Here is a 20085-nt window from a genome sequence, read left to right as displayed (position 1 = left end):
GGCGGCGATCAGTCGATGCGCGCGTAGGCCGGCAGGGTCAGGAAATCGGTCAGTTCGTCGCTGCGGCTCAGTTCGCCGAGCAGGGTGATGGCCTCGCCGATGCGTGCACCACCGGGCAGCGCGGCGGTATCGCCCAGCCGTGCCGGCAGCTGCGACAGGGTGGAATCCAGCAGCGCCAGGTCGATCGCGGTGCCATCGTCCAGTTGCTGGCCCGGCGTATGCAGCCACTGCCACAGCTGGCTGCGGCTGATCTCGGCGGTGGCCGCGTCCTCCATCAGGTGATGGATCGGCACGCAGCCGTTGCCATCCAGCCACGCCGCCAGGTAGCGCACACAGACTTCCACGTTGCCCTCAAAGCCGGCACGGGTGATGGTGCCCGGCGGCCGCGCGATCAGTTCGTCGCGGCCGACGCGCACATCCTGGCGCAGCACGCTGTGCTGGTTTGCACCGGGCATGTGTTCGTCGAAGATCGCCATCGCCACCGGAATCAGCGCCGGGTGCGCCACCCAGGTACCGTCGTGGCCGGCAGTGACCTCGCGCAGCTTGTCAGCGCGCACACGGGCCATCGCCTGCTCGTTGGCAGCGGCATCGTTGTTGATCGGAATCTGCGCGGCCATGCCGCCCATCGCATGCGCACCACGGCGATGGCAGGTCTGGATCAGCAGCTCCGAATACGCCTTCAGGAACGGCTGGGTCATGGTCACCTGGCCGCGTTCGGGCAGCACGCGGTCGGCATGGCGGCGGAAGGTCTTCAGGTACGAGAAGATGTAATCCCAGCGCCCGCAGTTCAGGCCGACGATGCGGTCACGCAGCGCGTGCAGGATCTCGTCCATCTCGAACACCGCCGGCAGCGTTTCGATCAGCACGGTCACCTTGATCTGGCCATGCGGCAGGCCGAGCATCCCTTCGATGTGCGACAGCGCGGTCTCCCACAGCGCCGCCTCTTCCATGCTCTGCAGCTTGGGCAGGTAGAAATACGGGCCGCGATCCTTGGCCTGCAGGGTGCGGGCGTTGTGGAAGGCAAACACCGCCGCGTCGAACAGGCCACCAGCGATGAACTGGCCATCGATGCGCACGTGCTTCTCGTCCAGGTGCCAGCCGCGCGGGCGCACGATCAGCACCGCCTGTTCGTCGAACGGGCGCAAGGTGTAGTGCTTGCCGGCCTTCCCGTTGGATGCCGGTGCGGTGTACTCGAGATCGCCACGCACCGCGGCGGCCAGCGACTGCTGCCCGGCCAGCAGGTTGCGCCAGGTCGGCGAGGTCGAATCCTCGAAGTCGGCCATGAACACCTTGGCGCCGGAGTTCAGCGCGTTGATGACCATCTTCGGGTCGGTCGGGCCGGTGATCTCGACGCGGCGGTCCTGCAGCGCGGCCGGCAGCGGGGCAACACGCCAGTCGCCGCTGCGGATCGCGGCGGTGTCCTCGCGGAAGTCCGGCAGGCCGCCCTGGTCGAAGAACGCCTGGCGCACGCGGCGTGCCTGCAGCCGTGCCTGCCGGCCCGGTTCCACCGCACGGTGCAGCGACACCAGCAGGGCCAGCAGCGGCGCCGGCAGCAGGGTGTCCTGGCCGGCCACGCGGGTCGCCAGGGCGATGCCGGGGGTGGCCTTGCTGGCGGGGGTGGGAACAGCGGAAGCGACGGCGGACATGGGGCGACTCCAGCGGTGGGGGAACGCCTCCACGGTGCCGTCGGCGCCGAGTATTTGGCAAAACAGTTTTTGCAATGCTCTACATAAGTTGTGCTAATACTTGTGACGCCATGACCACGCGCCCTTCGCCAAGTCCTCGTTTTTCCTACAAATCCGACCGGTTGAAGCCGCTGCGCGCGTTCTGCCAGACCGTGCGCCTGGGCTCGGTCTCACGGGCGGCTGAGGCGCTTTTCGTCAGCCAGCCGGCCATCAGCCTGCAGCTGCAGGCGCTGGAGCGTGAGCTGGGGGTACCCCTGTTCGAGCGCAGCGGGCGCCGCCTGGTGCCCAGCCGCGAGGGCCAGCTGCTCTACGAGATGGCACAGCCGCTGGTGGAGAGCCTGGACGGGCTGGAGGCGCGCTTCCGCGACAAGGTGCGCGGCCTGGACGCGGGCGAGCTGAACATCGCCGCCAACAGTTCGACCATCCTGTACCTGCTGCCGAAGATCGTCGAACGCTTCCGCCTGCACCATCCGGATGTGCGGCTGACCCTGCACAACGCGATCAGTGCCGATGGCACCGACCTGCTGCGCGAGGATGCCGCCGACCTGGCGATCGGCTCGATGACTGATGTGCCGGCCGATCTCAGCTACGCACCGGCCTACCGTTTCGAGCAGGTGCTGATCGCGCCGCACGACCATCCGCTGGCCAGCGGTGGCGAGCTGGAACTGGCCGACATCGCGCGTTTTCCGCTGGTGCTGCCACCGAAGCGGCAGATCACCTACCGCCTGGTCGACCAAGTATTCCAGCGCCACCGCATCGCCTACATCGTGGCATTGGAAGTGGGTGGCTGGGAGGTGATCAAGCAGTACGTGGCGATGGGCATGGGCATTTCCATCGTGCCGGCGCTGTGCCTGAACGAGGCGGACCGCGAGCGGCTGGCGGCGCGGTCGATGAAGCGCTGGTTCCCGGAGCGCAGTTACGGGGTGATCGTGCGGCGTGGCAAGGCGCTGTCGGCGCAGGCGCGGGCGTTTGTGGAGCTGATCCAGCCGGAGTTGTTCAGTCCGCGCGACTACGACCAGAGCGGGCATTCCGAGCGGTGAGGGTTGTTCGGCAGGGCTGCGCCCTGCACCTGCCGAATCAACGTCAACGGCAACTGCAACGTCAAAAGGCGGGCTTCCGTGAGATGGCGGGGTAGGTCCGGTTGCGGGGGACGCTGCAAGTACGTCCCTGTAAGCTCGGTCGCCGCTTGCTCGTGTGCGCTGTCCTGCGCACACGGCAAGACCGGGGTTGGGCGTCTTGCCCAACCCGCCCGAGGCATGCCTCGGGCCCATGCGGCTCACGCCCCCGCAACCGGACCCACCCCGCCTTCGACAGATCACTAGCGCAGTTGGTAGGTGTCGACCTTGGTCGACACGGTAGATCCACGCCATGCGTGGGTGACGTACAAATGATCGAACTGTTGGATCCACGGGCTCTGACCCTGCGTGAAGCTCACGGCGGGAGCGATTACGCCGTGGGACCGTGCACGATGGCGAGCCATTGCGCGAACGCGGTGTCGAAATGTGCGGGCTGCAGGTTGGTCCAACTGCATTGGTAGATCCGCTGCTCTGATTCAACATCGAGAATCTCGGCATCGCATTCGCCGGAACTCCAGTAGGTGATGCGGGCGATGACCTGCGCGGTACCGATGTCAAGCCTGCCAGCCGTGTTGGCGGTGGGGGGACAGCGCGTGGCGATGCCATGGGGTGCAGCCCAGGCCAGGAAGGCGTTCAACCATTCGCGGTGGATTGTCGGGTCGAAGGGCATGGGGTTCCGGCCAAGGTGGATTCCTGACCGTAAGATAGGCAGGCCGACCGGGCGCGTCATCTGCCGCTGCTGCATGTCCATCGAACTCCGCCATCTGCGCTATTTCCTCGCCGTTGCCGATACGCTGCACTTCGGACAGGCGGCGGAGCGGCTGGGCATGTCGCAGCCGCCGCTCAGCCAGCAGATCCGCCAGCTGGAAGATCTGATCGGTGCGCGCCTGTTCGTGCGCAGCCATCGTCGTGTGCAGCTGACGCCTGCCGGTGAGCTGCTGCAGGAACGTGCACGCGCCATCGTGCAGCAGGTGGAAACGGCGGTGGACGAGGTGCAGCGCGCGCAGCGCGGTGAGCAGGGTGAGCTGCGCATCGGATTGACCCGCGCCACGCCGCTGTCACCGCAGATTCCGCGTTCAATCCTGCAGTACCGCCAACGCTATCCGCAGGTGCGGCTGCAGCTGAGCGAGATGAACACCCTGCAGCAGATCGATGCACTGCTCGATGGCAGCCTGGACGTGGGCATCATCCGCAAGCGCGCGTTGCCGCCGGAACTGGTGGCGCACAGCCTGTTCGTCGATCCGCTGGCGTTGATCGTGCATGCCGACCATCCTGCCCTGCGCAGACTGTCGAAGCAGGGCACGCTGTCGATGCGCGACTTCGCGCAGGAGCCGTTCGTGGCGTTCCGCCGCAGTGCCGGTGCCGGCATCCACGACCACATGATCGCGCTGTGTGCGGCTTCCGGGTTCACTCCGCGCATCGTGCAGGAAGCCGGTGAGGCATCGACGCTGATCAGTCTGGCCGCTGCTGGCCTGGGTGCGGCGATCCTGCCGTCGTCCTGCGATCACATCCGGGTGGAAGGCGCGCGCTTCGTCGCGCTGGCCGATGCCGGTGCGCATTCGGAAGTGCAGCTGGCGTGGCACCGCGAGGGTGTGACGCCGTTGATCCGCAACTTCGCCGGGCTGTTGCGTGAGGCGTTCGCGGAAGGGTGAGGTGCAACCCACCCGGTAGCGGCCAACCTTGGTTGGCCCACGGCCACAGCGCCGACCAAGGTCGGCATCTACCAGAGCAGGATCACGCCGTCACCGGCTGCGGGGCGCGCTGCTGCAGCGCCCAGACAATGCCACCGCCGATCAGGGTCAGCACGGCGGCGAACAGGCACACGCCCAGCCAGTCCCACGCCGCATAGGCCAGGCCGCCTACACCACCGAGCACGCTGGAACCCAGATAGTAGGCAAACAGATACAGCGCCGAGGCTTCCGCGCGCATTGCACCTGCGCGGCTGCCGACCCAGCTGCTGGCCACGGAGTGACCGCCGAAGAACCCAAACGTGACCAGCGCGATACCCAGTGCCATCGTGCTCAGCCACGGCATCGCCAACAGCGCGATGCCGGCACCAATCAGTGCGAACGAGATCGACAGGATGCGCCCGCGCCCGTAACGCGTCGCCTGCTGGCCCATCCACGCCGAACTGAAGGTGCCCACCAGGTACACGCTGAAGATCAGCCCCACCACGGTCTGGCTGAGGTGGTACGGCGGCGCCAGCAGGTGATACCCGAGGTAGTTGTAGAGGGTGACGAACACGCCCATCAGCACGAACGAGGTAGCGAACAGCCACGGCAGCCCCGGGTCGGCGAACAGCGTGCGCCAGCGCGACGGCAATTGGCGCAGGCCGCCGCGACGTGCATGGAAGTGCCGCGACGGTGGCAGCTGCAGCCACAACAGCACGGTACTGGCGATGGCGATGATTGAGACGACGCCGATGCCCCAGCGCCAGCCCCAGTGGTCGGCGATGATGCCGGCCAGCAGGCGCCCGCTCATGCCACCGATGGCGTTGCCGCCGATGTACAGGCCCATCGCCAGGCCCAGCGCGCGGCTGTCCATTTCCTCGACCAGGTAGGTCATCGCCACTGCCGGCACGCCGCTCAACGCCAGGCCGAGCAGGGTGCGCAGTACCAGCAGCGTGGTCCAGTCATCCACCAGTGCCGTGCACAGCGACAGCGTGGCCGAGGCCAGCAGCGCGGCGATCATCATCGGGCGGCGGCCAACCGCGTCGGAGAGCAGGCCGGCCAGCAGCATCGCCACTGCCAGCGTGCCGGTGGTCAACGACAGCGACATCGCGCTGCCGGCGGCGGACACGCCGAAATGACGGCTGAACTCCGGCAGCAGCGGCTGCACGGTGTACAGCAGGCCGAAGGTGGAAAAGCCGGCCAGGAACAGCGCCAGCGCGGTGCGGCGGAAGGCTGGCGTGCCCTGCTGGATGCGGGTCTCGGCGATGGGATCGACAGTGGGGGGGCGGCGTTCGACGGCCGCCGCGGTTTCGCCAGTCATGGGATCGATGGGCCGGTGGGGCGGCCAAGCGTGGGAGGGAACGGGCCTCAGACTAGGCCCGTCGATCCAGTCGATCCATAACCTGGTAGGTCAGGATTGATACATAAGAAGTATCAATTCAGCTTACAGACGCTGCCACTCGAAACCGTCGCCACGACGGTAGTACACCGCCACGGCGCGGCCGTAGAGCTTGTCGGCGTCAACGAAGCCGAAGAAGCGACCGTCGAAGCTGTTGCCACGGTGGTCACCCAGCACCAGTACCTTGCCGTCCGGCACCACCAGGTCAGCGATGTCCGGGCCGCCGCCCATGTCCAGGTCGAGGCGGGCATGGCGGTCGCCGAAGGCTTCCACGTCCTGCAGGTCGGCGGTCTGCAGCGGCTGGCCGTTGATGCTCAGATGGCCTTCGCGCAGCTGCACATGATCACCGGCCACTGCAGCCACGCGCTTGATCAGGCGGGTGCCGTCGGCCGGCGAGTCGAATACCGCCACTTCGCCGCGCTGCGGGGTGCCGGTCGCCATCAGTTCCTTGCCGGTGAACGGCAGGCGCAGGCCATAGGCGCGCATGTCCACCACCACCCGGTCGCCGGGCTGCAGGGTCGGCTGCATCGAGCCGCTGGGCACCACGTAGTGGTTGGCGAGGGTATCGCGGGCGGCGGCGAGCAGGCCGAGCATCACCAGCAGCGGCAATGCTTCCTTCTTCAGCCAGGCCAGCGCGCGTTCGGAAAAGGGAGGGCGGGCAACAGCATCCATGACAGGCTCCGGGTAGGTGATAGCGGTATCAGACCACACGCAGGCGCCGCAGGTTCCCGGTAGCGCCGGACACGGGTTACGCAGGTTTTACGCCCCGGCCCGGCAGCGGGCATCGCACCTTTACGGGCAGCACGCGCATCGTGTGCCCACCGCGCCGCAGGGCGCATTCCGCAAGGTGTTGTATGACCCTCCTGGTGATCCGCCACGCATCTTCGTCGGCGCCGCGTCCGCAGCTGCCGGCACAGTTGGCCGGCCATCGCGTGCTGTGCAGCGACTGCGCCAGCCTGTCTGAAGTGCGCCAGTGCCTGTGCCAGCCGCAGGCGCGCTCGGCCGACTGGGTGCTGCTGGATGTCGGCGTGGCCGACGAGGCGCAATGGCAGGCCGAGGGGGGCGCGCTGCAGGCGGCGCTGGAACGGTTGCCGGCGCAGTACATCGAACTGCAGTCACCCAGCGAACCCGGCCTGGATGCGCGCCTGCGCCTGCAGCATGGTCCTGCCGCGGTAGTGGTCGACCAGCGCAGCCAGCAGGCCGGCTATCCGCTGTCGCTGGCCATCGTCGGCCGCCGCCTGGCACAGGAGGGCTGAGCCATGTCGATCTTCATCATCCGTGGCCCGGAAGCGTCCGGTGCGTTGATCCGCACAGCAATGCCGCTGCCGGCGCCGGTACTGAAGTCGCTGGTGCATCGCGCGATCGACGCCGGTACCAGTGTGGCGATCCGTGCCTGCGGTTCGGAACAGGAACTGCTGGATGCGCTGCGTGTGGCCGACCACAGCCGCGGCGAGGTGACCCTGCTGGATCCGGGTGCATGTGCCAACAGCCTGCGCCTGCAGCGCCTGCTGCCCTACCTGCACAACGCCTATGTGGAAGTGCATGACGACGGTGCAGTGGCCGAGCCGTGCCTGCCGGCCGGTGTCGGCCAGCGCCTGGGCATCGCCGCTGGTTACGGCGCGCAGAGCTATGTGCTGGCGCTGGATATCGCGCTGGATCACCTGGGCCTGGCCGAGCAGGCGAACCGGGTGCACGTGGGGACGTAAGCCGCTTGTGTAGAGTCGAGCTTGCTCGACTGGCTTTTCGCGGAAAGACCGTCGAGCAAGCTCGACGCTACACAAAGAAAAACGGCGGGGTTGCCCCCGCCGTTTTCTGTTTCTTATTTCAGCCCGCGGAACTTCAGCAGCGGTTCCACCGACGGGTCCTTGCCGCGGAAATCGCGGTACAGGGTCGACAGCTCCACGCTGTTGCCGCGCGAGAGGATCTTGTCGCGGAACTCCTGGCCGTTGGCCGCGGTCAGGCCACCGTGTTCGGTGAACCACTGGTAGGCGTCATGGTCCAGCACTTCGGCCCAGAAATAGGCGTAGTAACCGGCCGAGTAACCGCCACCCCAGATGTGATCGAAGTAGGTAGTGCGGTAGCGCGGCGGCACCTGCGGCAGGTCGACCTTGAACTTCTTCAGCGCGCTGGCTTCAAAGGCGCCAACATCCTGTAGCGGGGCGTCAGCCTTCTGCGTGTGCCAGGCCAGGTCGAGCAGTGCGGCCGACAGGTACTCGGTGGTCGCATAGCCCTGGTTGAAGCTGCGTGCCTTGAGGATCTTGTCGACCAGTTCCTGCGGCATCGCCTCGCCGGTCTTGTAGTGCTTGGCGTAGTTGGCGAACACCTTCGGATCCAGCGCCCAGTGCTCGTTGAACTGCGACGGGAACTCGACGAAATCACGCGAGGTGGCGGTGCCGGCGATCGACGGGTACTTCACGTTCGAGAACATGCCATGCAGTGCGTGGCCGAACTCATGGAACATCGTGGTCACGTCGTCGAAGCTGATCAGCGCAGGCTGGCCGGCGGCCGGCTTGGTGAAGTTGCAGACGTTGTAGACCACCGGCTTGGCACCGGTCAGGCCGTCCTGCTCGACGAACACGTCCATCCAGGCACCGCCGGACTTGCTGTCACGCTTGAAGTAGTCGGTGTAGAACAGGGCCAGCGAGGTGCCGTCCTTGTCGAACACTTCGTACACCTTCATGTCCGGGTTGTAGGTCGGAATGTCGGTACGCGGCTTGAACGTGATGCCGTACAGCTGGGTAGCGGCGTAGAAGACGCCGTTCTGCAGCACGTTGTCCAGTTCGAAGTACGGCTTGATCTGCGACTCGTCCAGATCGTACTTGGCCTTGCGCACCTGCTCGGCGTAGAAGTCCCAGTCCGAAGCAGCGACCTGGAAACCACCCTTCTGCGCGTCGATCACCTTCTGGATCTCGCCGGCTTCGGCACGCGCCTTGGCAGTGGCGGCCGGCACGGTGTCGGTCAGCAGCTTGAGCGCGGCAGCCGGGGTCTTGGCCATCTGGTCGCCCAGCTGGTAGTCGGCGAAGGTGTCGAAGCCGAGCAGCTTGGCCTTCTGCGCACGCAGCTGGGCCAGGCGCTGCACGGTCTGCCGGGTGTCGTTGGCATCGCCACGCTCGGCGCGGGTTTCCGAGGCCTTCAGCACGGCGGCACGCTGGTCGCGGTCACTCAGCGAGCCGAGCACCGGCTGCTGGGTGGTGTTCTGCAGCGGCAGCAGGAATTTGCCATCCAGCTTGCGATCCTTGGCTGCATTGGCGGCATTGTTGATCGCATTCTCGTCCAGGCCGGCCAGCTTGGCCTTGTCGTCGACGACAACGGCCGCAGCGGCGGTGGCCGCCACCAGGCGGGTGTGGAACTGGGTGGAAAGGGTGGTTTCTTCCACGTTGAGCTTGCGCAGGCTCGCCTTGTCGGCGTCGGACAGCTGCGCACCGGCGCGCACCAGACCGTCGTAGTAGTGCTCGACCAGGCGCTTCTGCACCGGGTCCAGCTCCAGCGTGTCACGCTGGTCGTACAGCGACTTCACGCGCGCGAACAGCTTCGGATCGAGGTTGATCTCGTCCTGGTGCGCGGCCAGCTTCGGCGCCACGTCTTCCTGGATCTTCTGGCGCGCATCGTTGGTATCGGCCTGGACCAGGCCGAAGAAGATGCGCGACACGCGGTTCAGCGTCTCGCCGCTGCGCTCCATCGCCACGATGGTGTTGTCGAAGGTGGCCGGCTCGCTGCTGTCAGCGATCTTGCGCACGTCGGCCAGGTGCTGGCGCATGCCTTCTTCGAACGCCGGCAGGTAGTCGCTGTCCTTGATCTTGTCGAACTGCGGCGCCTGGAACGGCAGCGTGCTGGCGCTCAGCAGCGGATTGGTGGAGGCTTCGGCCGGCTGCTGGGCCGGGGCTTTCTGGGCATCGGACACGGGGGTGGACTCCTTGCCGGAACAGGCCGCCAGCGCCAGGCTGATGGCGGCGGCCAGGACTACGGTACGCGACATGTAAAACACTCCTTGGGCAGACGGTACGGGATACCAGCCCTCCACCCTACTCCTGTCGCGCTCGCCCGGCATGTGCCGGACGTGGCGTCTATGCGGCGGCCTGCGGCTGGCTCAGACCGTACCGCGGGTCTTGCCGATCCAGGGCCGGTAGAACTCGCGGATGGCGGCCATGTCGGCGGCGTCATCGCCGGTCGGCGTGAACAGCGGGCCGATGCCGATGGTCTTTTCCGGGTAGTGGAAATACGCGGCCAGGATCGGCACGTCGGCCATCCGCGCGATCTTCAGGAAGCCGGCCTTCCAGTCCTTCACGGCCTTGCGGGTGCCCTCGGGCGTGATGGCGAACCACATCTTCTCGTTGTTGCGCAGCAGGTCCACGGCCTGGCCGACGGTGCCCTGCGGCGAGCTGCGGTCCAGCGGGATCACGCCCAGCTTGTGCAGCAGCGGGCCGAGCGGCCACCAGAACAGCGATGCCTTGCCCAGCACCTTCACCTTCATGCCCAGCGCGATCTTCGCGGCCATGCCCCACAGGCCATCCCAGTTGGACGAATGCGGGGCGATGATGAAGACCAGCCTGGGGATGTCAGGCAGGGTACCGGTCACCTTCCAGCCGCCCATGCGCAGGGTGCAGCGCGCCAGCCAGCGCAGGAAGGCGTTGGGTTTGACCTGCGGCATCTGCGGCGGCACGGCCGGCAGCAACGAAGTCGGGTTGTTCAAGCAATCACTCCCAGTCACGTGATGAGCGCCCGCGCTTGATCTGCGCGCGCCCGCGTTTGGCGTCCAGACGACGCAGTTTCGACCCGAGGGTCGGCTTGGTGGCCTTGCGCGGCTTGGGCACGCTCAGCCCGGCCTGGATGAAGGCCGCCAGCCGATCGCGCGCATCCTCGCGATTGCGATCCTGGGTCCGGAAACGTTGCGCGTCGATGACCAGCACGCCTTCGCCGGTCATGCGCCGGTCACGCCGCGCCAGCAGGCGCGCGCGCAATGGTTCGGGCAACGAGGGCGAGTTGGCCACATCGAAACGTAGTTCCACCGCGGTGGAGACCTTGTTGACGTTCTGGCCACCGGCGCCACTGGCACGCACGAACCGCTCGACGATCTCGCCGTCGGGGATTTCAAGCTGCGCGCTGATGGTGACCGGTCCACTGCCCATCCGCGCATTGTAGCGGCAGCCACGCACCGGAGTGCGGCATCGCGCCCCGTATGCCGCCGATCAGGTACCGAACACGCCGCCTTCGCCTTGGCTGCGGGTATGCTGGCCGTCCCATGTACTGCAGGAAGCCCCGCATGACCCGCACCGCACCCGCCCTGCCGTCCCTGCTGCGCCGCGCCGCCCTGCTGCTGGCGCTGGCCGTGGCCAGCGTTCCGGCCCTGGCCGCGCCACCGACCGATGGCGACATCAACCGCCTGCTGTCGGCCTCACGCGCGCAGAGCATGATCGACACCATGCTGCCGCAGATCGAGGCGATGCAGCAGCAGCAGTTCCAGCAGGTAGCCGCACAGCGCCAGCTCAATGCCCAGCAGCAGGAACAGCTGAAGCGGATCCAGGCACGGACCAGCCAGACCCTGCGCCAGGCCCTGTCCTGGCAGCAGCTGCGGCCGATGTACGTGGACCTGTACAAGAAGACCTTCAGCAAGGAAGACGTGCTGGCGATGGCCGAGTTCTACGAGAGCGCGGCCGGCCAGAGCCTGCTGGACAAGACCCCGGCGCTGATGCAGAACGTGATGGTGGCGATCCAGGCGCGCATGCAGCCGCTGTTCGCGGACCTGCAGAAGGATCTGGAAGCGATCGTCAACGAGCCGGAAAAGAAATGAGGTAGTGCCGGCCGCTGGCTGGCTCCCCATTACATCTGGAATCGCGCAGATGCCGGCCAGCGGCCGGCACTACCGTCAATCGATATCCACCTGCCAGCCGAACAGGTCCAGCGCCTTCTGGAACCCGCCGTCCAACGGCGCACGCACGTCCACCGTGCCACCGTCCGGATGCGGGAAGCGCAGGCGCTCGGCGTGCAGCAGCATGCGGTGCACGCCCTGCATGCGGAAGATGCGGTTGTGGCGACCATCGCCGTGGCTGGTGTCGCCGATCATGTGATGCGAGAGGTGCTTGAGGTGCCGGCGGATCTGCCGGAAACGCCCGGTCTGCGGCTGGCAGCGCAGCAGCGCGTAGCGCGAGCTGATGAATTCACCGACCGGCACCGACAGCTCGCCGGTGGCCAGGCGCTGGAAGTCGGTGATCGCCGGCTTTTTCACCGGCTTGCCCGGGCCGCCGTCCAGATCATGATCGACCTGCCAGGCGAGCTCGGCCGGCCAGCCCCGGCAGACCGTCAGATAGTCCTTCAGCACTTCGCCGCCCATCAGTGCCTTGCCCAGCGCGCTGGCGGTGTCGCGGTCGAAGGCCAGCAGCAGGCAGCCACTGGTGGCCCGGTCCAGGCGATGCACGAGGAAGATCGGGCGGCCCAGCTGCTCGCGCAGGCGGTCGGCCAGGAAGTCGTCTTCGCCACGGGCCAGCTTGCTGTCGTGGACCATCAGCCCGGCAGGCTTGTTGACCACGGCCAGGCGCTCATCCAGGTGCAGCAGCTGCAGGGGCGCGGTGTCGGTCTCGACCGCGGCGAGGGTATCGGGTTCGGTGCTCACGGCAGGATTATCGGGGCTGGGCATTGAATGGGGTAGAGCCGGCCGCTGGCCGGCTGTCTCCGGGCAGTCGGATGGCTGCGGTTGCCGGCCAGCGGCCGGCAACAGCGTGCCAACCAAGATTGGCACCTACCTGTAGAGCGGTCAGGCGCTGCGCACGGCCAGCAGCTCGCCGTTGCCCACCGGCACCAGGCTGGTGCTGAAGTCCGGATCAGCGTCCAGCAGCACGCGCAGCGGTTGCATCTCTTCCGCATGCGAGGTGGCGTTGTCCACCACCAGCAGGCCACCCGGGCGCAGCACACGACGCAGCTGCGGCCACCAGCCGGCGTACTGCCCGCGGTCCGAATCGAGGAACAGCAGGTCGATGCAGGCATCGGCGGCCTGCGCCAGCCAGAGCCCGGCATCGTCGTGGACCAGCGTGATGCGATCGGCCAGACCACTGCGCGCGAAGGTATCACGCGCCATCGCCACCTTGTCCTCGGCGTATTCCAGCGTGGTCACGTGGCCGTCGATGGCGGCGGTTGCCTCGGCCAGCCACAGCGTGGAATAGCCGTTGGACGTACCGATTTCCAGCACCCGGCGAGCGTTGCCGAAGCGCACCAGCACCGACAGGAATTCACCGGTGTCGGGCGTGATGTTGAGCATGCGTCGGCCGCGCTCGCTCTCGCGTGCGTCGTTGTCGGCGCCGAAGCGGATCAGTTCGTCCTTGAGTGCCTGCAGCATGGGGCCTACTTCCACCACGCGCGCAGCAGCGCCACTGCGCCGAGCGCACCGGACAGCCAGCTCCACGCCGGCACGTCGCCCCAGTACCAGCCCGGCGGCTGCAGCACATACATCAGTGCAGCGATGGCCAGCAGGCCGACACCGGTGATCGCGCCGACCGCATGCTTCTGCAGGCGCTGCACGCTGGCATCCAGTGCGGCTAGGTCGCGCGAACGCATCGACAGTTCGTGGCGGCCTTCCACCTGCTGGGTCAGCCAGGCGTGCACCAGGCGCGGCATGTCCGGCGCATGGGTCATGATTTCCGGCAGGCGCTTGCCGATCTCGCGTACCACCCGGCGCGGGCTGTAACGCTCGCGCAGGATCTTCGCCAGCACCGGCTTGGCCACCGCCCAGATGTCGATCTGCGGGTCGAGCTGGCGGCCGACGCCTTCGATGTTCAGCAGGGTCTTCTGCAGCAGGATCAGCTGCGGCTGCAGGGTCAGCTGGTAACGCTGGGCCACGCGGAACAGCTTCATCAGCACTTCGGCCAGCGAGATCTGCGACAGCGGCCGGGTGAAGTACGGCTCGCACACCGAACGCACGGCGGCCTCGAGGTCATCGATGCGCACGTTGTCCGGCATCCAGCGTGCCTGCACGTGCAGTTCGGCGATGCGGCGGTAATCGCGGTTGAAGATGGCCATGAAGTTCTCGGCCAGGTAGTACTGATCTTCCTGCGAGAGCTGGCCCATGATGCCGAAGTCCAGCGCGATGAAACGCGGGTTGGCGCGGCGCGCCGGATCGGTGTCGACCCAGATGTTGCCGGCGTGCGCATCGGCGTGGAAGAAGTTGTCGCGGAACACCTGGGTGTAGAACACCCGCACGCCCTTGGCGGCCAGCGCCTTGCGGTCGATGCCGGCCTTGTCCAGTGCGGCGATGTCATCGGACGGGATGCCCCACACGCGTTCCAGGGTCAGTGCCCGCTCGGCGGTGTGGCTCCAGATCACTTCCGGCACGTACAGATCGTCGCTGTTTTCCCAGAAGCGGCGCAGCACGCTGGCATTGGCGCCTTCGCGCTGCAGGTCCAGCTCGGCAGCCAGGGTGTTCTCGACTTCGGCCACCACTTCGCGCGGGCGGATCTTGTCGGCGCGCGGGTGGGTGCGCTCGACCAGGGCAGCCAGCGAATTGAGCAACGCGATATCGGCGTCGATCTGCTTCTCGATGCCCGGGCGCAGCACCTTGACCACCACCTGGCGGCCATCGGCCAGCGTGGCTGCGTGCACCTGCGCGATCGAGGCCGAGGCCAGCGGTTCGGTATCGAAGCTGGCGAAGGCCTCGCTGACCGGCAGGCCCAGCGCTTCCTCGACGATGCGACGCGCGGTCTCACCATCGAACGGCTTGACCCGGTCCTGCAGCAGGGTCAGTTCATTGGCCACATCCGGCGGCACCAGGTCGCGGCGGGTGGACAGGATCTGGCCGAACTTGACGAAGATCGGGCCCAGATCCTGCAGCGCCAGACGCAGGCGTGCACCGCGCGACTGAGCGGCGATGTCGGCCGAGGCGCGCGGCACGAACGGCTTGGCCAGGCGCAGCCAGCGCTCGGCAGGAGTGCCCTGCAACAGGTCGTCGAGGCGGTAACGCAGGATCACCCGGCCGATGCGGCTGGCACGCAGCACGGCCTTCATGCGGCACCCCGCAGACGCTGCACGCGTGCACCGAGGCGTTCGACGTCGTCGCGCAGCACGTCCACATCGTCGTGGAAGGCATCCAGCTCGGCACGCGGCACCACGTCGCGCGATTCCTCGGTGATGAACTCGGCGGCGCTGTGGGCCAGGTCGATCGCGCCCTGGCGCGCATGCTGCAGGGCGCTGCGCAGGGTGTTGGCCACCTGCACGCCCAGCACGTCGCCGAACACGCTGACGAACGGCTGCTGCCAGTCAGGATCGAAGCCCTTGGCCAGCTGCTGCAGGCGACGCGCCAGTTCGGCATCACCGGCCACGCGCACGCGACCCTTGCCGTTGTTGTCGCCGCGCCGTGCGTTGGCCAGCAGCGGCAGCTGCGCCAGCACGCCGGCCAGGCTGCTGCGCACGGCCAGGTCGGCTTCCTGCGCGTCCACCGGGCCGACCCGCAGTGCATCACCGTCGACGCTGATGCGCATGGCCAGCGACGGCGCTTCCAGGGTCAGGTCGATGTGCCGGCCGTCGAGGCTGGCCAGTGCATGGCGGGTATCCGGATCCAGCGCCAGCGCGCGGTTCAGGGCGATCTGCAGGGCGCGGCCAGCGACCGGCTTGAGGGACTTGAGCAGGGAGAGAGCCATGTGCGCATTCTACCTGCGTGGGTGGGGGGCTTGGGCCGGGCTGCCGCCCGGCACCCGCAGATGCCACTGCGAGAGCAACATCAAAGGCTGGCTTCCTGTGGAGAGGCGGGGTGGGTCCGGTTGCGGGGACCGCTGCAAGTACGTCCCTGTAAGCTCGGTCGCCGCATGCTCGTGTGCGCTGTCCTGCGCACACGGCAAGACCGGGGTTGGGCGTCCTGCCCAACCCGCCCGAGGCATGCCTCGGGCCCATGCGGCTCAGGCCCCCGCAACCGGACCCACCCCGCCTTCGACAGGTTCCTGCGATCTGCCGGAACGTGCTCTGGTAGATGCCGACCTTGGTCGGCGCTGGATTTCCGAGGGTGCCAACCAAGGTTGGCCGCTACTCGAGCCGGCCGCCAGGCGGTTCATCTGTGCCTCACCTGTGCGGCAATGGAAGGTTCATGCTGTACGGCCACGCAACGCACAGGACATCGCAACACCATGGCACGGACCCGGGTCGGCATCATCTTCGGGGGCAAGTCCTCCGAGCACGAAGTTTCGCTGCAGTCGGCGAAGAACATCCTCGATGCGCTTGATCGCGAGCGCTTCGAGCCGGTGCTGGTCGGTATCGACAAGCAGGGCCAGTGGCATCTGAGCCAGCCGGATACCTTCCTGATCAATGCCGATGATCCGTCGCGCATCGCGCTGCATCGGTCCGGTACGTCGCTGGCGGTGCGCCCGGGTGTGGAACAGGCACAGCTGCAGCCCTCCGATGCGGCCAGCGCGCTGGGCCAGATCGATGTGGTACTGCCGATCGTGCACGGGCCGCTGGGCGAGGACGGTGCGCTGCAGGGGCTGCTGCGCATGGCGAACCTGCCCTTCGTCGGTTCGCCGGTGCTGGGCTCGGCGATGGCGATGGACAAGGACGTGACCAAGCGCCTGTTGCGCGACGCTGGCCTGCAGGTGGCGCCGTGGCTGTGCATCCGACGTCACCAGGCCGCTGACGTTGATGTCGATGCGGTGATCGCGAAGCTCGGCCTGCCGTTGTTCGTGAAGCCGGCCAACCAGGGTTCGTCGGTGGGTGTGAGCAAGGTCAAGGATGCGGCGGGCTTCGCCGCGGCACTTGCATTGGCGCTGCGCTATGACCATAAGGTGCTGGTCGAATCGGCGGTGGCCGGCCGTGAGATCGAGTGCGCGGTGCTGGGCAACGAACAGCCGCAGGCCAGCCTGTGCGGCGAGGTGGTGGTGCACGACGAGTTCTACGCCTACGACACCAAGTACATCAACGAGGATGGCGCCGAGGTGGTCGTGCCGGCGGATATCGATGCTGCAACCCAGGCGCGTATCCAGCAGATCGCGCTGCGGGCCTACCAGGCGCTGGAGTGTGCGGGCATGGCGCGCGTGGATGTGTTCCTCACCGCAGACGGCGAGATCGTCATCAACGAGGTCAACACGCTGCCGGGCTTCACCCGCATCAGCATGTACCCGAAGCTGTGGGGCGCCAGCGGTGTGGACTACACCACGCTGATCACGCGCCTGATCGAACTGGCGCTGCAGCGCCATGAAGCCGATCGCGGATTGCACAGCGCTGTGTAGCAGCGCTCTCTGTAGAGTCGAGCCATGCTCGACTGCTTTTCATGAGTCGAGCATGGCTCGACTCTACAAAGATGCGTGCCGACCGACGGTCGGCACCCACCGGAAAGAACAGTGCCGGCCAGCGGCCGGCACTACCCAGCGGTCTTCTAGCCGCGCTTGCGGAACATCGAAATCACTGCCAGTACCAGGAACACAACGAACAGGATCCAGGCGATGTTGCTGGCGGCACCGGCGATGCCGGAGAAGCCGAGCACGGCAGCGATGATGGCGATGACGAAGAAAATAACGGCGTAATGCAGCATGGTGCTCCTCGCAGATGTCCGGGCCGTTGGATGGCGTGGGTCCATCCTCCCGATCTGGCGGTGTGCAACCAGTGATGGCGACCTATGCGGCAGATGAAGCCTTCAGCCTGCGCAGCCCTTCTTCAATGCTGACCTGCGGCACGTAGCCGAAGTCACGGCGCGCCGGCTCCATGCTGTACCAGTGCGGCGTGCACAGCTGCTCGGCCAGGAAGCGGGTCAGCGGCGGCTCGCCACGCAGGCGCAGCAGCGGCCACAGCCGCTCGCAGACCGCACCGATTCGATAAGCGGTCTTGAAGCTGATCGCCTTGTCCACCGTTGGTGCCCCCACAGCGGACAGCAGCTTGTTGACCAGCTCGCGCATGGGCAGCGGTTCGCCGTTGGAAATGAAGTAGGCCTTGCCCGCACACGCGGCACCCGGTGCCAAGGCTTCGAAGGCGAGGAAATGCGCGAGCGCGGCGTTGTCGATGTAAGTGGTATCGACCTTGTTGTTGCCATCGCCGACCAGCCGCAGGCGGCCCTGCCGCGCACGTTCGGCCAGGCGCGGCACCAGCTGCTGGTCGCCCGGGCCCCAGATCAGGCGCGGGCGCAGCGCCACCGTCGCCAACGAGGCGTCATTGGCCGCCAGCACGCGCTGTTCGGCGATCGCCTTGGTCGCCGCATACGGTGCCTGGAAGTCCTCGCCGTACGGCACCTCGTCAGCCCCCAGGCCTTCCACCGGGTGGGTCGCGCGGTGGGTCACGCTGGGCGTGGAGGTGTAGACCAGCCGGCTGATGCCGTGCGCGCGGCAGGCGGCGATCACGTTGTCGGTGCCGACCACGTTGGCCTGGTGGTAGCTGTCATAGCTGCCCCAGGCGCCGGCCTTGGCGCCGTTATGGAATACCGCATCGACGCCGGCCACCGCGTGCAGCACCGCCTGCGCATCGGCCAGATCGCCACGGATCTGTCCCACCCCCATCGCCTGCAGTTCCGGGTAGTGGCTGCGGTTGAACGCCAGCACCTGGTGGCCACGTTCGACCAGCCCGCGGCACAGCGCCTGGCCAAGGAAACCACCACCACCGGTGACCAGGATCTTCATGCGCGCTTCTCCAGTTCGGCGCTGGCCCAGACGGCGAGCTTCTCGCGGCCGATCTTGGCGTTGTGACGGATATCGACGGGGAACGCGGGATGCATCAGGAAGTGCTGCAGGCCGGCTTCTGGCGTGCGGGCTGCTGCGTGCGCACGCAGCGCTTCCTGCAGCGCCGGGCTGTCTGACTGACCACGTTGCAGCTCCACGCACAGCACCGGCACCTGCGCACCCGCCGGGCCAACGCCAACCAGTGCCGTGCGCGCCACGCCCGGCACGGTGTTGAACACCGGCTCCACCTGTTCGGTGTACAGCGGCCCCTGTGCGGTTTCCACGCGATGGGTCTTGCGGCCGCAGAACCACAGGCGGCCCTGCGCATCGAAGTAGCCCACGTCACCCATGCGATGCACCACGCGCGTGCTGCCATCGGCCAGCGTCTCGCGGATCTTCGCCGCCGCGGTGGCCTGCGGGCGGTTGAAGTAACTGTCGGTAGCGGTCGGTCCGGCCACGGTAATCTCGCCCACCTCGCCGGTGGCCAGCACGCGCGCCTGCGACCAGTCGGCCAACGGTGCGTCATCGATGGCGATGATGCGCACCTCATTCGGTTCAACCACGCTGCCCACGCAGGTACCGGCACCGGCCTCGGTGGCCGCGCGGGTACGCTCCAGCTCGCGGCCTTCCACCACCGCCACCGGCAGGCACTCGGTGGCACCGTACGGGGTCCAGAACTGCGCATCGGCCGGCAACAGGCTGCGGATGGTGGCGACCACATCCGGCGGCACCGGGGCGCCGGCCGAGGTCACCCGGGTCACCGTCGGCAACGGCCGGCCGTGACGGGCCAGCACCCGCATCAGCGCAGGCGAGCCAAACAGTTGGGTCACGCCGAAACGCTGGATGGCATCGTGCAGGCGTGCCGGGTCGGCCTGTGCCGGCCGGGTCGGGTCCATGTCCGGGATCACCGAGGTCAGGCCCAGCGCCGGGTCGAACAAGGCAAACGGCGGGAAGGTCGGCAGGTCCACCCCGCCCGCTTCCATGCCAAAGGCACTGCCCAGCAGCTGGATCTGGCCGACGAAATGACGGTGGCGGTAGACCACGCCCTTGGGCACGCCGGTGGAGCCGCTGGTGAACAGGATCGCGGCCATGTCCTCGCCATCGGTGGCGGCCAGCATCGCCCCCCCGTTGGCACCGGCGCGCTCCAGCGCGGCCAGCGTGGTCCCGCCCCAGCCGAGGCGGCGGCCGACGGTGACCAGGCGGGTCGCCGAGGGCGCCCAGCGCAGCGCCAACCGCGCCACGTGTGCCAGCGGAATGCCAATGAAAGCCTCCGGCTGCGCCTCATCCAGGCACTGCTTCAGCGCGCGTTTGTCGATGCCCGGGTCGACCAGCACCGGCACCGCACCCAGTTTGAACAGGGCAAACATCAACAGGAAGAACTCCGGCGACGGCCGCACCATCACCACCGTGCGCACCCCGCGACCGATCCCGTAGCCTGCCAGGCCAGCCGCCATGGCGTCGCTGCGGGCGTCCAGCTGGCGGTAATCCAGGGTCACGTCGTAGGCGGCCATGCCGTTGCCGGCGCCACGGCGGCCCGGGCAGCGGATGGCGATCTGGTCGGGCCGTTCACGCGCCAGTTCAGGCAAACGGGCGGCAATATTGCAGGGTCGGTTCATCCGTTCATTGTCGCCGCTTACGGAATTT

General features: G+C 67.3%; 20 protein-coding genes. 6 read left to right on the top strand and 14 right to left on the bottom strand.

The genetic code is table 11. The features are described from left to right. Positions 1-8: 8 nt before the first annotated feature. On the bottom strand, positions 9-1646 hold the full coding sequence (gene aceB / locus ACZLHH_RS01215; protein ID WP_180844595.1) for a malate synthase A: 1638 nt from the start codon (positions 1644-1646) through the stop codon (positions 9-11). A 110-nt stretch (positions 1647-1756) separates the two neighbouring features. Between aceB and ACZLHH_RS01210 the strand changes: the two genes are divergently transcribed. Then, positions 1757-2725, top strand: coding sequence for a LysR family transcriptional regulator (locus tag ACZLHH_RS01210; protein ID WP_180844594.1), 969 nt, complete (start codon positions 1757-1759; stop codon positions 2723-2725). A gap of 406 nt (positions 2726-3131) precedes the next feature. On the opposite strand, the gene ACZLHH_RS01205 is transcribed toward ACZLHH_RS01210, so the two are convergent. After that, the gene (locus tag ACZLHH_RS01205; RefSeq protein WP_180844593.1) at positions 3132-3512 is read right to left on the bottom strand and encodes an immunity protein TriTu family protein; all 381 of its coding nucleotides are present in this window, start codon (positions 3510-3512) and stop codon (positions 3132-3134) included. Between ACZLHH_RS01205 and ACZLHH_RS01200 the strand changes: the two genes are divergently transcribed. Next, positions 3505-4413: a LysR family transcriptional regulator gene (locus tag ACZLHH_RS01200; protein ID WP_180844592.1), complete on the top strand. Its 909-nt coding sequence runs from the start codon at positions 3505-3507 to the stop codon at positions 4411-4413. The two genes, ACZLHH_RS01205 and ACZLHH_RS01200, sit on opposite strands and share 8 nt — an antisense overlap. A gap of 82 nt (positions 4414-4495) precedes the next feature. On the opposite strand, the gene ACZLHH_RS01195 is transcribed toward ACZLHH_RS01200, so the two are convergent. Both ACZLHH_RS01195 and lepB read right to left on the bottom strand, forming a co-directional pair. Further along, positions 4496-5752 carry an MFS transporter gene (locus ACZLHH_RS01195; RefSeq protein WP_180844591.1) on the bottom strand — a complete coding sequence of 419 codons (1257 nt, stop codon included), beginning with the start codon at positions 5750-5752 and terminating at the stop codon, positions 4496-4498. Positions 5753-5875: 123 nt separating this feature from the next. Further along, a complete protein-coding gene (gene lepB, locus ACZLHH_RS01190; RefSeq protein ID WP_180844590.1) occupies positions 5876-6502 on the bottom strand; it encodes a signal peptidase I in 627 nt (208 codons plus the stop codon). Between the two features lie 182 nt (positions 6503-6684). Here lepB and ACZLHH_RS01185 point away from each other — a divergent pair, with 182 nt between their 5' ends. Together ACZLHH_RS01185 and ACZLHH_RS01180 are read left to right on the top strand one after the other, a co-directional pair. Beyond that, a complete protein-coding gene (locus ACZLHH_RS01185; RefSeq protein ID WP_021203742.1) occupies positions 6685-7086 on the top strand; it encodes a hypothetical protein in 402 nt (133 codons plus the stop codon). Positions 7087-7089: 3 nt separating this feature from the next. Next, positions 7090-7536 carry a 3-dehydroquinate dehydratase gene (locus tag ACZLHH_RS01180; RefSeq protein WP_032968155.1) on the top strand — a complete coding sequence of 149 codons (447 nt, stop codon included), beginning with the start codon at positions 7090-7092 and terminating at the stop codon, positions 7534-7536. Positions 7537-7649: 113 nt separating this feature from the next. Here the strand turns inward: ACZLHH_RS01180 and dcp are convergent, their stop codons facing one another. The 3 genes from dcp to arfB all read right to left on the bottom strand — a co-directional run bounded on the left by dcp (position 7650) and on the right by arfB (position 10956). Further along, on the bottom strand, positions 7650-9806 hold the full coding sequence (dcp, locus tag ACZLHH_RS01175) for a peptidyl-dipeptidase Dcp (RefSeq protein ID WP_107431618.1): 2157 nt from the start codon (positions 9804-9806) through the stop codon (positions 7650-7652). 111 nt (positions 9807-9917) lie between these two features. Then, positions 9918-10478, bottom strand: a complete 561-nt coding sequence (locus ACZLHH_RS01170) for a lysophospholipid acyltransferase family protein (protein WP_223276957.1) — start codon at positions 10476-10478, stop codon at positions 9918-9920. Between the two features lie 46 nt (positions 10479-10524). Beyond that, positions 10525-10956, bottom strand: a complete 432-nt coding sequence (arfB, locus tag ACZLHH_RS01165) for an alternative ribosome rescue aminoacyl-tRNA hydrolase ArfB (protein WP_032130467.1) — start codon at positions 10954-10956, stop codon at positions 10525-10527. A gap of 134 nt (positions 10957-11090) precedes the next feature. Between arfB and ACZLHH_RS01160 the strand changes: the two genes are divergently transcribed. Continuing rightward, positions 11091-11618 carry a DUF2059 domain-containing protein gene (locus ACZLHH_RS01160; RefSeq protein ID WP_010487093.1) on the top strand — a complete coding sequence of 176 codons (528 nt, stop codon included), beginning with the start codon at positions 11091-11093 and terminating at the stop codon, positions 11616-11618. A gap of 75 nt (positions 11619-11693) precedes the next feature. Here ACZLHH_RS01160 and ACZLHH_RS01155 read toward each other — a convergent pair whose 3' ends face one another. The 4 genes from ACZLHH_RS01155 to ACZLHH_RS01140 all read right to left on the bottom strand — a co-directional run bounded on the left by ACZLHH_RS01155 (position 11694) and on the right by ACZLHH_RS01140 (position 15450). Next, positions 11694-12437 carry a pseudouridine synthase gene (locus tag ACZLHH_RS01155; RefSeq protein ID WP_180844589.1) on the bottom strand — a complete coding sequence of 248 codons (744 nt, stop codon included), beginning with the start codon at positions 12435-12437 and terminating at the stop codon, positions 11694-11696. 141 nt (positions 12438-12578) lie between these two features. After that, positions 12579-13157, bottom strand: coding sequence for an O-methyltransferase (locus tag ACZLHH_RS01150; RefSeq protein ID WP_180844588.1), 579 nt, complete (start codon positions 13155-13157; stop codon positions 12579-12581). Between the two features lie 5 nt (positions 13158-13162). Beyond that, positions 13163-14818, bottom strand: a complete 1656-nt coding sequence (ubiB, locus tag ACZLHH_RS01145; protein WP_107431620.1) for a ubiquinone biosynthesis regulatory protein kinase UbiB — start codon at positions 14816-14818, stop codon at positions 13163-13165. After that, entirely contained in the window at positions 14815-15450 is a 636-nt protein-coding gene (locus ACZLHH_RS01140; RefSeq protein ID WP_032130462.1) for a ubiquinone biosynthesis accessory factor UbiJ, read from the bottom strand. The genes ubiB and ACZLHH_RS01140 overlap by 4 nt, the downstream gene beginning before the upstream one ends. A gap of 480 nt (positions 15451-15930) precedes the next feature. On the opposite strand from ACZLHH_RS01140, the gene ddlA reads away from it, so the two are divergent. After that, on the top strand, positions 15931-17025 hold the full coding sequence (gene ddlA / locus ACZLHH_RS01135) for a D-alanine--D-alanine ligase (protein WP_180844587.1): 1095 nt from the start codon (positions 15931-15933) through the stop codon (positions 17023-17025). 146 nt (positions 17026-17171) lie between these two features. Here the strand turns inward: ddlA and ACZLHH_RS01130 are convergent, their stop codons facing one another. The 3 genes from ACZLHH_RS01130 to oleC all read right to left on the bottom strand — a co-directional run bounded on the left by ACZLHH_RS01130 (position 17172) and on the right by oleC (position 20057). After that, complete coding sequence (locus tag ACZLHH_RS01130) at positions 17172-17327, bottom strand: DUF1328 domain-containing protein (RefSeq protein ID WP_004153593.1); 156 nt, start codon at positions 17325-17327, stop codon at positions 17172-17174. An 82-nt stretch (positions 17328-17409) separates the two neighbouring features. Beyond that, positions 17410-18402, bottom strand: a complete 993-nt coding sequence (oleD, locus tag ACZLHH_RS01125; protein WP_032130147.1) for a 2-alkyl-3-oxoalkanoate reductase — start codon at positions 18400-18402, stop codon at positions 17410-17412. Beyond that, complete coding sequence (oleC, locus tag ACZLHH_RS01120; protein WP_180844586.1) at positions 18399-20057, bottom strand: olefin beta-lactone synthetase; 1659 nt, start codon at positions 20055-20057, stop codon at positions 18399-18401. The genes oleD and oleC overlap by 4 nt, the downstream gene beginning before the upstream one ends. Positions 20058-20085: the final 28 nt, after the last annotated feature.

It is taken from the genome of Stenotrophomonas sp. 28608_Sma (assembly GCF_056486185.1).
The sequence above is the reverse complement of the archived record's forward strand: the minus strand, read 5'-3'. Positions and strand labels throughout refer to the sequence as shown.

Bases quoted from the DNA above. Each gene is read 5' to 3' on its own strand.
- ACZLHH_RS01140 (WP_032130462.1), bottom strand. From the start codon at position 15,450: ATGGCTCTCTCCCTGCTCAAGTCCCTCAAGCCGGTCGCTGGCCGCGCC.
- ACZLHH_RS01170 (WP_223276957.1), bottom strand. From the start codon at position 10,478: ATGCCGCAGGTCAAACCCAACGCCTTCCTGCGCTGGCTGGCGCGCTGC.
- ACZLHH_RS01130 (WP_004153593.1), bottom strand. From the start codon at position 17,327: ATGCTGCATTACGCCGTTATTTTCTTCGTCATCGCCATCATCGCTGCC.
- lepB (WP_180844590.1), bottom strand. From the start codon at position 6,502: ATGGATGCTGTTGCCCGCCCTCCCTTTTCCGAACGCGCGCTGGCCTGG.
- oleC (WP_180844586.1), bottom strand. From the start codon at position 20,057: ATGAACCGACCCTGCAATATTGCCGCCCGTTTGCCTGAACTGGCGCGT.
- ddlA (WP_180844587.1), top strand. From the start codon at position 15,931: ATGGCACGGACCCGGGTCGGCATCATCTTCGGGGGCAAGTCCTCCGAG.
- ACZLHH_RS01205 (WP_180844593.1), bottom strand. From the start codon at position 3,512: ATGGACATGCAGCAGCGGCAGATGACGCGCCCGGTCGGCCTGCCTATC.
- oleD (WP_032130147.1), bottom strand. From the start codon at position 18,402: ATGAAGATCCTGGTCACCGGTGGTGGTGGTTTCCTTGGCCAGGCGCTG.
- ubiB (WP_107431620.1), bottom strand. From the start codon at position 14,818: ATGAAGGCCGTGCTGCGTGCCAGCCGCATCGGCCGGGTGATCCTGCGT.
- ACZLHH_RS01160 (WP_010487093.1), top strand. From the start codon at position 11,091: ATGACCCGCACCGCACCCGCCCTGCCGTCCCTGCTGCGCCGCGCCGCC.
- ACZLHH_RS01210 (WP_180844594.1), top strand. From the start codon at position 1,757: ATGACCACGCGCCCTTCGCCAAGTCCTCGTTTTTCCTACAAATCCGAC.
- ACZLHH_RS01150 (WP_180844588.1), bottom strand. From the start codon at position 13,157: ATGCTGCAGGCACTCAAGGACGAACTGATCCGCTTCGGCGCCGACAAC.
- aceB (WP_180844595.1), bottom strand. From the start codon at position 1,646: ATGTCCGCCGTCGCTTCCGCTGTTCCCACCCCCGCCAGCAAGGCCACC.
- arfB (WP_032130467.1), bottom strand. From the start codon at position 10,956: ATGGGCAGTGGACCGGTCACCATCAGCGCGCAGCTTGAAATCCCCGAC.
- dcp (WP_107431618.1), bottom strand. From the start codon at position 9,806: ATGTCGCGTACCGTAGTCCTGGCCGCCGCCATCAGCCTGGCGCTGGCG.
- ACZLHH_RS01200 (WP_180844592.1), top strand. From the start codon at position 3,505: ATGTCCATCGAACTCCGCCATCTGCGCTATTTCCTCGCCGTTGCCGAT.
- ACZLHH_RS01185 (WP_021203742.1), top strand. From the start codon at position 6,685: ATGACCCTCCTGGTGATCCGCCACGCATCTTCGTCGGCGCCGCGTCCG.
- ACZLHH_RS01195 (WP_180844591.1), bottom strand. From the start codon at position 5,752: ATGACTGGCGAAACCGCGGCGGCCGTCGAACGCCGCCCCCCCACTGTC.
- ACZLHH_RS01180 (WP_032968155.1), top strand. From the start codon at position 7,090: ATGTCGATCTTCATCATCCGTGGCCCGGAAGCGTCCGGTGCGTTGATC.